This is a genomic window from Comamonas thiooxydans (assembly GCF_002157685.2).
Classification (GTDB): Bacteria; Pseudomonadota; Gammaproteobacteria; order Burkholderiales; family Burkholderiaceae_C; genus Comamonas; species Comamonas testosteroni_H.
This window is the reverse complement of the sequence record NZ_AP026738.1, coordinates 810,828-825,897: the sequence shown is the minus strand read 5'-3', so window position 1 is coordinate 825,897 and position 15,070 is coordinate 810,828. Positions and strand designations below refer to the sequence as shown.

At 63.4% G+C, this 15,070-nt stretch carries 19 protein-coding genes; 1 reads left to right on the top strand and 18 read right to left on the bottom strand.

Annotated elements, in window-relative coordinates:
* Window positions 1-51: 51 nt before the first annotated feature.
* From hisB to CTR2_RS03715, 5 genes are all read right to left on the bottom strand, one after another.
* Window positions 52-675, bottom strand: a complete 624-nt coding sequence (hisB, locus tag CTR2_RS03735) for an imidazoleglycerol-phosphate dehydratase HisB (protein WP_003058637.1) — start codon at window positions 673-675, stop codon at window positions 52-54.
* On the bottom strand, window positions 672-1,790 hold the full coding sequence (gene hisC, locus CTR2_RS03730; protein ID WP_087085029.1) for a histidinol-phosphate transaminase: 1,119 nt from the start codon (window positions 1,788-1,790) through the stop codon (window positions 672-674). Before hisC ends, hisB begins: the two co-directional genes overlap by 4 nt.
* 69 nt (window positions 1,791-1,859) lie before the next feature.
* A complete protein-coding gene (locus tag CTR2_RS03725; RefSeq protein ID WP_003058641.1) occupies window positions 1,860-2,300 on the bottom strand; it encodes a PIN domain-containing protein in 441 nt (146 codons plus the stop codon).
* Entirely contained in the window at window positions 2,297-2,569 is a 273-nt protein-coding gene (locus CTR2_RS03720; RefSeq protein ID WP_238707592.1) for a hypothetical protein, read from the bottom strand. Before CTR2_RS03720 ends, CTR2_RS03725 begins: the two co-directional genes overlap by 4 nt.
* Before the next feature lie 52 nt (window positions 2,570-2,621).
* The gene (locus CTR2_RS03715; RefSeq protein WP_087085030.1) at window positions 2,622-4,058 is read right to left on the bottom strand and encodes an aminotransferase-like domain-containing protein; all 1,437 of its coding nucleotides are present in this window, start codon (window positions 4,056-4,058) and stop codon (window positions 2,622-2,624) included.
* Window positions 4,059-4,210: 152 nt separating this feature from the next.
* Here CTR2_RS03715 and CTR2_RS03710 point away from each other — a divergent pair, with 152 nt between their 5' ends.
* Window positions 4,211-4,537 carry a DUF2917 domain-containing protein gene (locus CTR2_RS03710; protein WP_087085031.1) on the top strand — a complete coding sequence of 109 codons (327 nt, stop codon included), beginning with the start codon at window positions 4,211-4,213 and terminating at the stop codon, window positions 4,535-4,537.
* A 53-nt stretch (window positions 4,538-4,590) separates the two neighbouring features.
* Here CTR2_RS03710 and CTR2_RS03705 read toward each other — a convergent pair whose 3' ends face one another.
* The 13 genes from CTR2_RS03705 to CTR2_RS03645 all read right to left on the bottom strand — a co-directional run bounded on the left by CTR2_RS03705 (window position 4,591) and on the right by CTR2_RS03645 (window position 15,042).
* Window positions 4,591-5,436 carry a hypothetical protein gene (locus CTR2_RS03705; protein WP_087085032.1) on the bottom strand — a complete coding sequence of 282 codons (846 nt, stop codon included), beginning with the start codon at window positions 5,434-5,436 and terminating at the stop codon, window positions 4,591-4,593.
* Between the two features lie 198 nt (window positions 5,437-5,634).
* Window positions 5,635-6,951, bottom strand: coding sequence for a histidinol dehydrogenase (hisD, locus tag CTR2_RS03700; RefSeq protein WP_087085033.1), 1,317 nt, complete (start codon window positions 6,949-6,951; stop codon window positions 5,635-5,637).
* 21 nt (window positions 6,952-6,972) lie between these two features.
* Complete coding sequence (gene hisG, locus CTR2_RS03695; RefSeq protein ID WP_003058649.1) at window positions 6,973-7,635, bottom strand: ATP phosphoribosyltransferase; 663 nt, start codon at window positions 7,633-7,635, stop codon at window positions 6,973-6,975.
* Complete coding sequence (gene murA / locus CTR2_RS03690) at window positions 7,632-8,903, bottom strand: UDP-N-acetylglucosamine 1-carboxyvinyltransferase (protein WP_087085034.1); 1,272 nt, start codon at window positions 8,901-8,903, stop codon at window positions 7,632-7,634. The genes hisG and murA overlap by 4 nt, the downstream gene beginning before the upstream one ends.
* 92 nt (window positions 8,904-8,995) lie before the next feature.
* Entirely contained in the window at window positions 8,996-9,238 is a 243-nt protein-coding gene (locus tag CTR2_RS03685; protein ID WP_087085035.1) for a BolA family protein, read from the bottom strand.
* 73 nt (window positions 9,239-9,311) lie between these two features.
* Complete coding sequence (locus tag CTR2_RS03680) at window positions 9,312-10,067, bottom strand: ABC transporter permease (RefSeq protein ID WP_003058656.1); 756 nt, start codon at window positions 10,065-10,067, stop codon at window positions 9,312-9,314.
* Window positions 10,064-10,999: an ABC transporter ATP-binding protein gene (locus tag CTR2_RS03675; RefSeq protein WP_034348309.1), complete on the bottom strand. Its 936-nt coding sequence runs from the start codon at window positions 10,997-10,999 to the stop codon at window positions 10,064-10,066. The genes CTR2_RS03680 and CTR2_RS03675 overlap by 4 nt, the downstream gene beginning before the upstream one ends.
* Before the next feature lie 73 nt (window positions 11,000-11,072).
* Window positions 11,073-11,399: an STAS domain-containing protein gene (locus CTR2_RS03670; protein WP_087085036.1), complete on the bottom strand. Its 327-nt coding sequence runs from the start codon at window positions 11,397-11,399 to the stop codon at window positions 11,073-11,075.
* A 19-nt stretch (window positions 11,400-11,418) separates the two neighbouring features.
* Window positions 11,419-12,051, bottom strand: a complete 633-nt coding sequence (locus tag CTR2_RS03665; protein WP_087085037.1) for an MlaC/ttg2D family ABC transporter substrate-binding protein — start codon at window positions 12,049-12,051, stop codon at window positions 11,419-11,421.
* Between the two features lie 79 nt (window positions 12,052-12,130).
* Window positions 12,131-12,931 carry an MlaA family lipoprotein gene (locus CTR2_RS03660; RefSeq protein ID WP_087085038.1) on the bottom strand — a complete coding sequence of 267 codons (801 nt, stop codon included), beginning with the start codon at window positions 12,929-12,931 and terminating at the stop codon, window positions 12,131-12,133.
* Window positions 12,928-13,428: an outer membrane lipid asymmetry maintenance protein MlaD gene (mlaD, locus tag CTR2_RS03655; RefSeq protein ID WP_087085039.1), complete on the bottom strand. Its 501-nt coding sequence runs from the start codon at window positions 13,426-13,428 to the stop codon at window positions 12,928-12,930. Before mlaD ends, CTR2_RS03660 begins: the two co-directional genes overlap by 4 nt.
* Window positions 13,429-13,456: 28 nt before the next feature.
* Window positions 13,457-14,233, bottom strand: a complete 777-nt coding sequence (gene mlaE / locus CTR2_RS03650; protein ID WP_003062071.1) for a lipid asymmetry maintenance ABC transporter permease subunit MlaE — start codon at window positions 14,231-14,233, stop codon at window positions 13,457-13,459.
* Window positions 14,230-15,042, bottom strand: coding sequence for an ABC transporter ATP-binding protein (locus CTR2_RS03645; RefSeq protein WP_087085040.1), 813 nt, complete (start codon window positions 15,040-15,042; stop codon window positions 14,230-14,232). Before CTR2_RS03645 ends, mlaE begins: the two co-directional genes overlap by 4 nt.
* Window positions 15,043-15,070 lie beyond the last annotated feature (28 nt).

Below are 15,070 nucleotides of genomic sequence, written 5' to 3'. Positions count from 1 at the left end.
ACAGACAAATAGCTTTGAAACTCACTGTGAACAGGCGCATGAAGCTCCTGATTACAGAGCACCCTTGGTCGAAGGAATCACGCCAGCCATGCGCTCATCATGCTCCAGCGCAAAGCGCATGGCACGCGCGAAGGCCTTGAAGATGGTTTCGCACTGGTGATGGGCATTGAAGCCCTTGAGGTTGTCGATGTGCAGGGTCACGCCGGCGTGGTTGACAAAGCCCTGGAAGAATTCGAAGACCAGCTGCGTGTCGAGCTGGCCGATGCTGCCGGCGGTGAACTTCACATCCATGTGCAGACCGGGACGGCCCGAGAAGTCGATGACGACGCGGCTCAGGGCTTCATCCAGCGGCACATAGGCATGACCGTAGCGGCGAATGCCTTTCTTGTCGCCGATGGCCTTGGCGAAGGCCTGGCCCAGGGTGATGCCGATGTCCTCCACCGTGTGGTGGCCGTCGATGTGCAGATCGCCCGCGCATTCGATGTCCATGTCGATCAGGCCGTGGCGCGCGATCTGGTCCAGCATGTGGTCGAGAAAGCCGATGCCGGAGTTCAGGCTGGCCTTGCCCGTGCCGTCGAGGTTGACGCGCACGGCGACGCGGGTCTCGGCCGTGTTGCGCTGCACTTCGGCAATGCGCGGCAGGTTCTGGGCGATGGAGGGGACGATATTGCTCATAGGCTTTCTTTCAGTGCCGCCAGCATCTGGGCGTTTTCTTCGCGGGTGCCCACGGTCAGGCGCAGGCAGTTGTGCAGCAAGGGGTGCATGGCCGATACGTTCTTGACCAGCACGCCGCGCTGCTTCATCTCGATCTGGGCCTTGCCGGCATCGCGCACGCGCAGCAGCACCATATTGGCTTCGGAGGGCCAGACTTTTTCCACGCCGTCCAGCACGGCCAGCGCATCGATCAGCGGCTGGCGTTCGGCACGGATGGCCGCAGCCTGCTCGGCATACAGAGACTCGTGCTGCAGCGCAAAAATCGCCGTCTCGCAGTTGAGCACGCTGATGTTGTAGGGCGGGCGCACCTTGTCGATCTCGTTGACGATGGCCGAAGGACCGATCAGATAGCCCAGACGCGCACCGGCCAGACCGAACTTGGACAGCGTGCGCATCAGCAGCACATGGGCATTGCGCGCAGGATCGGCCTTCATGCGGGTGATCCAGCTGCGGCTGGCGAAGGGCTGGTAGGCCTCGTCCATCACGACCAGACCACCGATCCCGGCCACGGCATCGATCACGGCCTGCACCTTGTCCTCGGCCCACAGCGTGGCCGTGGGATTGTTGGGATAGGCGATATAGGTGATGGCAGGCTGGTGCTCGGCGATGGCGGCCTGCATGGCCGGCACATCGAGGTCGAAGTCGCTCGTCAGATTCACGCCCACGAAATCCAGACCCTGCAGCTTGGCAGACAGCGGATACATCACAAAGCCCGGCATGGGCGCCAGCATCTTGGCGCGGGCATCGTTGCAGGGCTGGGCCGTGGCCAGCGCCAGCAAGGTGATGATCTCGTCCGAGCCATTGCCCAGCAGCACCGAGGTGCCGGCGGGGGCGCCGGCGTAGTCGGCCAGCATCTGCTTGAGCACTTCCTGGCGCTCGCCGGGATAGCGGTTGATTTCCAGCGCACCCAGATGCTCGCCCAGCTTCTGCTGCAGCTCGGGCGGCAGACGGTAGGGGTTCTCCATCGTGTCCATCTTGAGCAGGCCCTGCGCGGGCTGCACATGGTAGCCCTGCATGGCGCGCACATCGGCGCGAATGCGTTGCAGGGCTTTGGTCTGGATGTCTTGAGCAGTCATGGGTTCACTCCTTCACACGAGGCTTGCGTTGGCCAATGCAGTCGATACCGATCGCTGCGATTGTGGCGCTCAAGCCTCAAGATTCTGCGTGGCGGCTTGCTCCAGCGGGTGCACCACGGTCACACCGCCAAACTCCGCCCCGTGGGGCAGATGCAGGCTCAGCATCTGGTTGCAGCCGCTGTGCTGGGCGCAGGCCACGGCCAGGCAGTCGCCAAAATCCAGCGCATGGCGGGCCTGTACAGCCCAGGCCGTCTCCAGCGTGGCGGCGTCGGTCTTCCAGGGCGTCCAGGTCTGGTAGCGGCGGATGGCGGCGCGGGCATCGCCCTGAGGCAGGGGCAAGGCGGCCGTGGTCGCCTGGTCATAGAACTCCACCAGGGCCTGATTGCTGGTGCGGCCGCTGCGGCTGCGCCACAGCAGATCCAGCCATTCCAGCGTGGCCGCATACAGCGCACCGCCGGCTGCATCTTCCGCGGCGATCAGCACCGAGGTATCGACAAATACGGGGTTCACCTGACCACCTCGGCTTCGGCATTGCTGTGCGCTGCAGCCCGCTTGCTGCTGGCACTGCGCGCCAGGGATTTGGCCGACTGGCCGGCAGCTTGCCAGGTGCGCTCATCGGTGCGCCAGGCCAGGTAGGCTCGCTCGTAGGCATCCTCGCGCTGCATCAGCTCGGCCATGAAGTCACCCAGCATGCGCGAGACGCTGCTGCCGCGCCTGGCCGCTTCAATGCGCGCCCAGTCAAGCACGCTGTCTTCGACGGTGATGGTGACGTTCTTCATGCCCCGGATAGTACACGAATTTCGTGCAACACGAAATTCGTGTACTTCGAAATCACACCGAAGCCAGCATGGAGCAGGCGATGGCTCCCACCTGCCGCAAGGCCTGCAGATGCTGCGGCGTCCAATCGCCTCCCAGACCCACACGGACTCCCTGCCGGAAGCGACCGGCAGCACCAAACAACATTCCGGGCGCTATCAGGATCTGCCGGGACAGACAGGCTTGATGCAGAGCCATGGCATCCAGTGGCGCCGGCAGTTCCAGCCACAGCAGCAGCCCGCCCGGTGGATCGCTGACCCGCGTGCCGGCAGGAAAGCTCTGCGCAATCACTTGCCTGGCTTGCTCGACCCGTGCGGCAATGACGGCACGCAACTGGCGCATGGCGGCATGGTGGCCGGCCTGTGAGATCAGGTCCGCCAGAGCCAGCTCCAGGACCGCCGATTGGCCGCCTGCCTGCATTTCCTTGATCTGGCGCACCTTGTCCGTCCAGCGCCCTGCCTCCAGCCAACCCAGGCGCAGACCCGGCGCCAGCGTCTTGGAAAAGGAATGGCACAGCATCACCTGGCCTGTGCCGTCATAGGACTTGAGGCTACGCCGGGCTGCATCGCCTTCGGCCAGATCGGCATAGATGGCATCCTCGATCACCGGCAGCTGATGCTGGAGCGCCAGCTGTACCAGCTTTTTGCGCTCAGCCTGGGGCATGCAGCTGCCCAGAGGGTTGCTGAGCGTGGGCACCAGCAGCAGGGCCTTGACAGGCTGGGTTTCCAGCGCCAGCTGCAGAGCATCCAGCGACAGGCCATGGCGCGGGTGGCAGGGTATCTCCAGGGCCTTCAGCTGCAAGGCCTGCAGCACCTCCAGAAAGGAAAAATGTGTGGGCGACTCCAGCGCCACCACATCGCCAGGCTGGGTCACGGCACGCAGACACAGGGCCACACTGTCCATGCAGCCGCCAGTGATGAGAATCCGCTCCGGATCCAGGCTGCAGCCCAAACCCACGGCATAGCGCGCCAGTGCACGGCGCGCCTCTTCATGACCGTCCGAGCCTGGATAGGTGCACAGCAGGTGACGGTGCTTTTGCACGGCACGGGTCAAAGCACGGCGCACCCGGTCGGGGTTGAGCAGATCAATGCCCGGGGTGCCGCTGCTGAATGACACCATGCCTTCTGGTTGCTCCCGCCCCAGCACGCGCTGTCCCAGCCAGTCCAGCGACACAGTCCGTGGACGACGCATGGGCCGGGCAATCTTGGGCTCGGGCAGTTGCACGGCGCGCGGCGCCACAAAAAATCCCGAACGTGGCCGAGCCGTTACCTGCCGGGCATCTTCCAGCCAGTGATAGGCCTGCACCACCGTGGTCTGCGCCACACCATACTGCCGCGCCAACATGCGCACCGAAGGCAGTTTTTGCCCATGGGCCAGCGCCCCCTGTCGTATGGCCTGACTCAGTTGCCCGGCAATCTGCAGATATAGCGGTGTCGACGCATCAAAATCCATGACGGGATTCTGTACTGGCGCAGGCGAGCACATACAGCACAGATGAAAGCCAGGACGAGCAGTACAGATGCCATGCCGCAGGCATCTGTACTCATCCAGATCCACTGCCGCTGTGGCTGGCAGTACAGACCCGCGTTCTGCAAAGTCGGGGCATGAACTCAGCTCCCGCCAACGCCCCCTGGAAAACCTTGTCCCTGCAAGCCGCCGCATCGGTGCAGACCATGCATCTGGGCGCCGGTCAAAGCCTCTGGCTGCAGACACAGAGCGGCATTGTCTGGCTGACCTGCGAAGGACAGCCGATGGACTATTTTCTGCAGGCCGGAGAATCACTGCGCTTTGACGGCCCCGCCCGGCTTTATCTTGGCGCGCAAGGCTCACAGAACGCGACCCTGCACTGGAGCCGTGCTCGCGTTCGCACTTCATCATCTCCTGCCGCAGCCGCAGCGCCTATAGTGCCGGCCACAGCCGCGGCGTCCTGAGGCCTCATGTCAAAGGCCGGACAGCGTCGGGCCTCGGCAGCGCAGAACCGACCTCAGCGCCGATACTGCGGCGGTGGCGCGTACTGCCGGCCATCCGCCGGGAAGGCTACGGGGTCCCGGGGATCGCGTTGCTCCAGCCCTGGCGCAGAGCGGCGGGGCAGATCCGGGTCGCGCTCGTCGAGACGCACATCAAACAGCGCCGTACCAATCACCCCCACATTGCGCGCATCACCTGCGGGCGTATTGTTGGCATAGGCCCGGCCCTTGCCAGCAAAGCGAAACGCCGCCACCTCGCGGTCATTCTTTCGGAAGCCGTCGATCACCAGTCGCTCACCAGGGCGCAGCAGATAGCCGCCGCTGCGCACGCTGCCAGGCTGGCCGCTCAGCACATCCAGACCATCCACCGTCGTCACCACTTCGTAGAAGCGATTGCTGCGGTTGGTGTAGACCAGCTCATAGCGCTCCCCATGGCGGCCCGCGACATGAAAGTCCCGTCCCCCACGCGTGGAAAAAATACGCAGCGCCGCTGCGCTGCCATCGAGCACCTGCAGCTCCACATCGCCATCGGCCAACAGCGCATTGGTTTGGCGTTCGGCCGCATTGCCAAGAGCACGGACAATGCTGAGCTCGTCCGAATAGCGAAGCTGGCTCACATCGCGCGGACGCTCGGGCGTCAGGCGCGATGCGTGCACCACCTTGGTGACGGACTCCCGCCCTTCCCCCCATTGCGTTCCCAGCGTGGACTCGACCCTGGGCGTGCGTGGCGCCCTGGTCTGCGCAGCCTGCATGGCATCCTGGTTTGAAGGCGCTACGCCGCAGGCAGCCAGCCCTGCAACCAGCAACAGCCCGCCCAGCAACTTGCAGCTGCCTCGGCGCCAGAAACTCACGACTTGACTCATCTACACGCTCCCTTGTTTGAATGGGCTACCAAATGCCCGCTGCAACGCAGCTCGCCGAGTGTCACAGCAAATCCGCTCTTTCCCGCACCACGAAACATCTGGAGATGATTTGCCCCTGGACGGGGGGCATACGGATCTGGCCGGCAATGAAAAAAGCCGTGGGCTGGCCACGGCTTTGAGAGGAGAGCGCTTGCCGATTTACTTCAGACGCATTTCGGCTGCACGGGCATGGCCCTGCAGGCCTTCGCCATAGGCCAGCACGGCAGCGGTCTTGCCCAGGATCTGGGCGCCGGCCTCGCTGACTTCGATGATGGAGCTGCGCTTCTGGAAGTCGTACACCCCCAGCGGCGAGGAAAAGCGCGCCGTGCCGCTGGTCGGCAGCACGTGATTCGGGCCGGCACAGTAGTCGCCCAGGCTCTCGGAGGTATAGGCGCCCAGGAAGATGGCGCCGGCGTGCCTCAGCAGAGGCTCCCAGCGGTGCGGGTCACGGCTGGAGACTTCCAGGTGCTCGGGCGCAATGCGGTTGCTGATCGCGCAAGCCTCTTCCATGTCCTTGGTCAGAATCAGTGCGCCACGGTCGCTCAGGCTCTTGGCGATGATGGCCTTGCGCGGCATCTCGGGCAGCAGGCGGTCGATCGCGGCCTGAACGGCATCGAGATAGGCCGCATCGGGGCACAGCAGGATGGACTGGGCCAGCTCGTCGTGTTCTGCCTGGCTGAACAGATCCATGGCCACCCAGTCGGGCGGGGTCGAGCCGTCGGCCAGCACCAGAATCTCCGAAGGACCGGCAATCATGTCGATGCCCACGATGCCGAACACGCGCTTCTTGGCGCTGGCCACATAGGCATTGCCGGGGCCGGTGATCTTGTCCACCTTGGGCACGGTGTCCGTGCCGTAGGCCAGGGCAGCCACGGCCTGGGCGCCACCGATGGTGAAGGCGCGGTGCACGCCCGCCACATAGGCAGCGGCCAGCACCAGCGGGTTCTTCTGACCTTGCGGCGTGGGCACGACCATGATGATGTCCTGCACACCGGCCACATGGGCGGGAATGGCGTTCATCAGCACGCTGGACGGATAGGCGGCCTTGCCGCCGGGCACGTAGATGCCCACGCGATCCAGAGGCGTGACCTTCTGGCCCAGCAGCGTGCCGTCCTCGTCGCGGTAGCTCCAGCTCTCGCCATTGGCCTTTTTCTGCGCCTCGTGATAGCTGCGCACACGGCGCGCCGCCGACTCCAGCGCTTCGCGCTCGGCTGCCGGCAGGCTCTCGAAGGCCGCTTTGAGCTCCTGCTTGGTCAGCTCCAGCGCCGCCATGGAATCGGCCTGCAGGCCGTCAAAGCGTGCCGTGTACTCCAGCACGGCGGCGTCGCCGCGGGTCTGGACATCGGCCAGGATGTCGGCCACCCGCTGCTCGATGGCTGCGTCCGTGTCCGCCGACCAATGCAGACGCTGCGCAAAATCATGCTCGAACTGGGCATCAGCGGTTGAAAGACGGGCGGGAGCAGCTACGAATTCCATAGTATTTACCAGTGAGGAAAATCAGTTGTTCTTGGCGGCAACGGCCTGCGCAAACGCATCGATGATGTGGCGCAGCGGAGCCTGTTTGAGCTTGAGCGAAGCCTGGTTGACGACCAGACGCGAGCTGATGTCCATGATGGGCTCGACTTCGACCAGATCATTGGCCTTGAGCGTGTTGCCGGTGGACACCAGGTCGACGATGGCATCGGCCATGCCGGTCAACGGCGCCAGCTCCATGGAGCCGTAGAGCTTGACCATGTCCACGTGCACGCCCTTCTTGGCAAAGAAATTACGAGCAATCTCGGGGTACTTGGTGGCGATGCGCAGACGCGCGCCCTGCTTGACGGCCAGCTGATAGTCAAAGCCGTTGCGCACGGCCACGCTGACGCGGCACTTGGCAATCTGCAGGTCCAGCGGCTGGTACAGGCCCTGGCCGCCATGCTCGATCAGCGAGTCCAGGCCCGAGACACCCAGATCCGCTCCGCCGTATTGCACATAGACGGGCACGTCCGAAGCACGCACCAGCACCACGCGCACATCGGAGCGGTTGGTGTCGAAAATCAGCTTGCGCGACTTTTCCACATCCTCGGTCACCTCGATGCCGGCAGCGGCCAGCAGGGGCACGGTTTCTTCAAAAATGCGGCCCTTGGACAGGGCGATGGTCACAGGCGTTGCGGTGCTCATGCGGAAATTCTCTCGATATCGGCGCCCAGGGCGCGCAGCTTGTCTTCCATGCGGTCGTAGCCACGATCCAGGTGGTAGATGCGATCGACGATGGTCTCGCCCTCGGCCACCAGACCGGCAATCACCAGGCTGGCCGAAGCGCGCAAATCGGTCGCCATCACGGTGGCGCCGGACAGGCGCTTGCCGCCTTCGATGGTCGCCACGCGGCCATCGGTGGTGATGCGCGCGCCCAGGCGCACCATCTCGTTGACATGCATGAAGCGGTTCTCGAAGATGGTCTCGGTCACCATGCTGGTGCCTTCGGCCACCAGATTCAGCGCCATGAACTGGGCCTGCATATCGGTGGGAAAGCCCGGATATTCGGTGGTGCGAAAGCCCTGGGCCTTGAGCTTGCCCGAGGACGCCACCTTCAGGCCGCCATCCACGCAGTCCACGCTCACGCCCGCATCCTTGAGCTTGTCGATCACGGCGCCCAGATGGTCGGCACGCGCGTGGTGCAGCAAGGCTTCACCGCTGGTGGCCGCCACGGCGCAGAGGAAGGTGCCGGCCTCGATACGGTCGGCCACCACCTGATGCTCGCAGCCATGCAGCTTGTCCACGCCCTGAATCACGATATGGCTGGTGCCGTGACCGGTGATCCTGGCCCCCATCTTGATCAGCATCTCGGCCAGATCAGTGATTTCGGGTTCCATGGCGGCGTTTTCCAGCACCGTCTCGCCTTCGGCCAGCGCTGCGGCCATCAGGAAGTTCTCGGTGCCCGTCACGGTCACCATGTCGGTGGTGATGCGTGCGCCCTTCAGGCGCTTGCGGCCTTCGGGCAGGCTGGCATGCATATAGCCGTTTTCCACGGTGATGATGGCACCCATGGCCTGCAGGCCCTTGATGTGCTGATCCACCGGGCGCGAGCCGATCGCGCAGCCGCCGGGCAGCGACACCTTGGCGTGGCCGAAACGGGCCAGCAGCGGGCCCAGGGCCAGCACCGAGGCGCGCATGGTCTTGACCAGCTCATAAGGCGCTTCGGGCGTCAGACTGTCGGGAGCCACAAAGCTCATGCCGCCGCGCTCGCCATGGGTTTCGGTCTGCACGCCCATATTGGCCAGCAGCTTGCGCATGGTGGCCACATCGTGCAGACGCGGCACATTGTGCAGATGCACGGGCTCGGCCGTGAGCAGTGCGGCACACATTTCAGGCAGAGCGGCGTTTTTGGCACCGGAAATGATCACTTCGCCCTTGAGGGGACGACCACCGTGGATCTTGAGTTTGTCCATGGCTTCAAGCCTTGAATGTTTATAGGTAAAAAATGCACTCAGCGCTTATGCAGCAAGCGCTGACAGCTATCAATCTTGCTTTGCAAGCCACCTCAGGCCTGGGCAGCAGCCCATTCTGCCGGGGTGTAGGTCTTCATGGACAGGGCATGGACTTCATCGGTGGCCATGCGGTTGCCCAGCGTGGCATAGACCAGGCGCTGGCGGCCCAGCAGACGCTGGCCGTCGAACTGCGCAGACACAATGGTGGCAAACCAATGTCGGCCATCGCCTTCCAGCGCAATATGCTCGCAGGGCAGGCCGGCGGCGATCAGGTCTTTGAGTTGGTCTGCAGTCATGGGGAACCTTTATGCGCAAAAGCTGGCGAAACCGGTCATTGTCTCGCAAGCAGCCCTGCGTCAATTCTAAAAATCAGTTACGAATCTTGTAGCCGATACGCAGCAGGTGCACGGCCAGCGCGCTCACAGCCAGCCAGGCAGCGCCCACGATGGCAAAGCTGAGCCAGGGCGAGACATCGCTCTGACCGAAAAAGCCGTAGCGGAAGCCGTCGATCATGTAGAAGAACGGGTTGACATGGCTGACCGCCTGCCAGAAGCCGGGCAGCGAGTGCACGGAATAGAACACGCCGGACAGAAAGGTCAGGGGCATGATCAGAAAGTTCTGGAAGGCCGCCATCTGGTCGAACTTCTCGGCCCAGAGGCCGGCAATCAGACCCAGCGTACCCATCAGGGCGCAACCCAGAAAGCCGAACACCAGAATCCACAGCGGCGCGGCAAAGTCGGGCACGGCAAAGAACAGGGTGACCACAAACACGCCCAGCCCCACCAGCAGGCCGCGCAGAATCGCCGCTCCCACATAGGCGCTGAACCAGGCCCAATGCGACAGCGGCGTGAGCAGCACGAATACCAGCGAGCCCATGATCTTGCTCTGCACCAGGCTGGACGAGCTGTTGGCAAACGCGTTTTGCAGCATGCTCATCATCACCAGACCGGGAATCAGAAACGCGGTGTAGGGGATGCGGTCATAGACCATGACCCGGCCTTCGAGCACATGGCCGAAAACCAGCAGATACAGCACGGCCGTGAGCACCGGTGCGGCCACGGTCTGAAAGCTCACCTTCCAGAAGCGCAGCACTTCCTTCTTGAGCAGGGTCTGCCAGCCGTTCATTGGACACCTCCTGCAGGAGCCTGTGTCCTGGAGCCTTCATTCATGATGTGGATGAACACATCCTCCAGATCCGCACGGCGGATTTCCACATCCTCGGGGGTCACGCCCGCTTCGCGCAAAGCGGCCAGCAACTGCTCCACATCGACTGCATGGGCGGCGGGAATCTGGACGATTCGACCGGTGACCCGGGCCCTGTCGGCCACAGCCTTGGGCAGGGCGCTATCGGTCTTGAACTGCAACACATTGCTGGAAGCCGACTTGAGCAGCTCGCTCATGGGCGAGAGCTTGATGATCTCGCCGCGCTTGAGCATGGCCACGCGGCTGCACAGTGCCTCGGCTTCTTCGAGGTAGTGGGTGGTCAGCAGCACCGTATGGCCCTGCTTGTTGAGCTTGGCGATGAAGTGCCACAGCGTCTGGCGCAGCTCCACGTCCACACCGGCCGTGGGTTCGTCCAGCACGATGATGGGCGGCTTGTGCACCAGGGCCTGGGCCACCAGCACGCGACGCTTCATGCCGCCCGAGAGCTGGCGCATATTGTTGTGTGCCTTGTCCGTCAGGCCCAGGCTGTCGAGCAGCTCGTCGATCCAGTCGTCGTTGTTCTTGACGCCGAAATATCCGGACTGGAACTTCAAGGCCTCGCGCACATTGAAGAAGGGGTCGAACACCAGCTCCTGCGGCACGATGCCCAGCTTGCGGCGTGCATCGGCGTAGTTTGCCTGCACATCGCTGCCCTGCACCAGCACGCGCCCGCCCGTGGCTTGCGCCAGTCCGGCGAGGATGCTGATCATCGTGGTCTTGCCGGCGCCGTTGGGGCCGAGCAGACCGAAGAATTCACCTTCCTCGATATCCAGGCTCACCGATTTGAGGGCCTGAAAATCCCCCTTGGGGGTGCGGTAGGTCTTGGAGACGGATTGGAATGAGACTGCGGACATGGAGCCCAGATTCTAGGGCTTGCCCACAGCCTCTGCCTTGGCGGGGCTTAGCCGGACACAGTGATTCGTCAGCCTAGCCTTGCTGAGCGGTGGCGGCCGCATCGGGCACAGGAGCGGGCATCAGCAAGCCGTCCACGCCATACAGCGCGGCCATGGACTGCAGCCCCTTGGGCAGACCTTCGACGATGAGCTGCTTGCCCGCCTCCTGCGCAGCGCGCCGGCAGGCCAGCAGCACGGCCAGGGCCGCCGAGTCGAAGACCTTGACGGCGCTGGCATCCACCACCACCTGGGCATCCGCATGGCCCGTGACCAGCGGACGCAGGCGCAGCAGACAGTCGCGCCCCTGACGATAGGTCAGTTCCTTGGGCAGTTGCAGAGGGTTGCTAGCTGAGCGGGCCATGACGTCTGAAGCGCTTTGCTTACTTGGTGGCGGTGGCCGGCATGGAGCTGCGCGAGGCCAGGGTCTTGATCAGGCCGTCGATGCCGTTGGCATTGATTTCCTGCGCAAACTGGTTGCGATAGGTCTCCACCAGCCACACGCCAAGCACGTTGAAGTTGTAGAGCTTCCAGCCCGTAGCCTGCTTTTCCAAACGGAAATCCAGCTGCACGGGATCGCCACGGCCGTTGACCTGGGTACGCACCAGCACATCGGTGTCACCGGCCGCCATGCGCACAGGCCTGACGGTAATGGTCTGATCGCCGACCTGGGACAGGGCTCCCGCATAGGTGCGAATCAGCAGGGCCTTGAACTCGTCCTGCAGCTTCTGACGCTGCTCGGGCGTGGCCTGGCGCCAGGCCGGACCGACGGCGGCCGATGTCATGCGGCGAAAGTCCACATAGGGCATGACCTTCTCGTTGACCAGCGCATTGATCTTGCTGGAATCGCCGTTGCGCAGCGAGGCATCCTTCTTGATGGTCTCCAGCACATCGGCAGAGACGCGCTTGACCAGGGCATCGGGCGCTTCATCGGCGGCCTGGGCTGCGGGCAGACCCAGATTCAAAGCGAGCATGGCACCTGCTGCCATGCCCCACATGCGACGAGTAATCTTCATTGCGTTTTTCTCCTAGGCCCGCAAGTGTCACCGCACTCACGCAGCCTGTGCATCATGTTTGTAACCAAGCTCTACCGGCTCACTTGCCTTCGGGGGGCAGCTTGCCGGCGTTGTCGTCATCATAGTTTTCGAGACGACCATCACCGCCGGACGCCGCGCCGCCAATGCGTGAGCGCAGATAGACATCGCGCACCAGGCTGTATTTGTCGAGCGCAACGGAGTCCAGTACATCGCCGGCCTTGAGCAGATTGGCACGGTTGTTGACCATGCGCAGACCGAACAGGCTGTTGCGCCAGCGCACATCATCCATGGTGTTGGCCGGATAGCCGAAGGCGTCGACCACCAGGCCGGCCGAATCCCGCACCGTGGAAGGACCCCAGAAGGGCAGCACCAGATACGGTCCCGTGGGCATGCCCCAGCGACCCAGAGTCTGGCCAAAGTCCTGCTTCTGGCGCTCAATGCCGGCCTCGCTGGCGATGTCGAACAGACCGCCTATGCCCAGCACCGAGTTCACGCTGAAGCGCACCATGGAGTTGTAGGCGCCCTGACCCTGGCCCTGCAGCACATTGTTGACGAAGGACCAGGCATCGCCGAGGTTGTCGAAGAAGTTGGTCACGCCCTGACGCGCCACACGCGGCGTCACGTTCTGATAGGCCGTGGCCACGGGCTTGAAGATCGCCTCGTCCACGCCTTCGTTGAAGGAATAGATGCTGCGGTTCATGGATTCCAGCGGATCGGCTGGGTTGGCAGGGCCCGTGTTGGTGGTGGCGCAGCCGGACAGCAGTGCGGCTACGGAAACGCTGGCTGCCAGCGCAACGCGCCTGAGCGCCTGGTTCTCGTCTGACGTCAATTTCGTCTGTGGGCTTGTTGTAGTCATCATTCTTTCGCTCCCCCGTTGGCTGCGGCACCACCGGAATCACCACCCTGCTCGGCCTTGCTGTAGAGAAACTGACCGATCAGATTCTCCAGCACCACGGCAGACTGGGTGGCCGTCACACGGTCGCCTGCCTTGAGGTTCTCTTCGCTGGCGCCCGCTTCAATACCAATGTACTGATCGCCCAGCAGGCCGCTTGTCAGAATTTTCAGCGAACTATCCTTGGGAAAGGCGTAACGGGTTTCCATGCTCATGGCCACATCGGCCTGAAAGGTCTGGTCGTTGAAGGTAATGGATTCAATACGGCCCACGACCACGCCGGCGCTCTTGACCGCAGCCTTGGGCTTGAGTCCGCCGATATTGTCAAAACGTGCCGTGATCGCATAGGTCTTCTGGAAATTCAGACTCAGCAGATTGGCCGACTGCAAGGCCAGGAAGACCAGGGCCAGAACACCGATCAGCACAAACAGGCCGACCCAGACATCACTTTTCTTTTGCTGCATGATTTTTACCTCTATCTGCTGAGCAGCCTCAAATACTGAACATGGTTGCGGTGAGCAGGAAGTCCAGGCCCAGAACCGCTAGCGAGGCCACGACCACGGTGCGGGTGGTGGCACGGGAAACTCCTTCAGGCGTGGGCTTGGCCGCATAGCCTTCGAGCAGAGCCACAAAGGTCACGGCTAGGCCAAAGACAAAGCTCTTGAGCACGCCATTGCCCAGGTCGCTCCACCAGTCCACGCCCTGCTGCATCTGGCCCCAGAAAGCACCGCTGTCGACGCCGATCATCACCACGCCCACCAGCCAGCCGCCCAGCACACCCACGGCGCTAAAGACCGCAGCCAGCAAAGGCATGGTGATCAGCCCGGCCCAGAAGCGCGGCGCCAGAATGCGTTTGACGGGGTCGACCGCCATCATCTCCATGGCAGACAGCTGTTCACCGGCCTTCATCAGGCCGATTTCGGCCGTCAAGGCCGTGCCGGCACGACCTGCGAACAGCAGGGCCGTGACCACGGGTCCCAACTCGCGCAGCAGACTCAGGGCCACCATCATGCCCAGCGCCTCGGCCGAGCCATAGCGCTGCAGGATGTAATAGCCCTGCAGACCCAGCACAAAGCCCACGAACAGACCGGAGACGCCGATGATGGCCAGCGAATAATTGCCCAGAAAGTGAATCTGATCGCCTATCAGGCGCGGGCGCCTGAGCGCCGGCCCCATCAAGCCCAGCAGGCGCCACAGCAGGCGCGCGCCAATCCCCATGTTGACCAGCTGGCAGCGCACTGCCAGGCCAATGCGTGCGAGAAAGTTCATGCACGCCTCCTGCTGCCAAAGTCCTCGTCGGCGCTGACGCCGGGATAGTGGAACGGCACAGGCCCCGTGGGTCTGGCATGGATGAATTGCTGCACCAGCGGATCGCTGCTGGCGCGCACCTCTTCGGGTGTGCCCTGGGCGGCAACGCTGCCAGCCCCCAGAATCACCACATGGTCGGCCACGCGGAAGGTTTCTTCCAGATCGTGGGATACCAGAATCGAAGTCAGGCCCATGGCATCGTTGAGCTGGCGGATCAGCTGCGCCGAGGTGCCCAGCGAAATGGGGTCCAGGCCTGCGAAAGGCTCGTCGTACATGATGAGCTCGGGGTCCAGCGCAATCGCGCGGGCCAGTGCCACGCGGCGGGCCATGCCACCCGAAACCTGGGAAGGCATCAGATCGCGAGCACCGCGCAGGCCCACGGCATGCAGCTTCATGAGCACGATGTCGCGGATCAGCTCTTCGGGCAGATCGGTGTGCTCGCGCAGCGGAAAGGCCACGTTGTCGAACACGCTCATGTCGGTGAACAGTGCACCGAACTGAAACAGCATACCCATGCGGCGACGCGCGGCGTAGAGCTGCTGCGCATCCATGGCGGTCACATCCTGGCCGTCAAACAGCACCTGGCCCTGCTGGGCGCGGTTCTGCCCGCCGATCAGACGCAGCACCGTGGTCTTGCCGCCGCCCGATGCGCCCATCAGCGCCGTGACCTTGCCGCGCGGCACTTGCAGGGACAGATCGCGCAGGATGACGCGGTCACCATAGCCAAAGGTGACATTGCGCAGTTCCACAAAGGGTGCGTTGGGTGACATGCGTGAATAGCCGCTCAAGAGAAAGCAA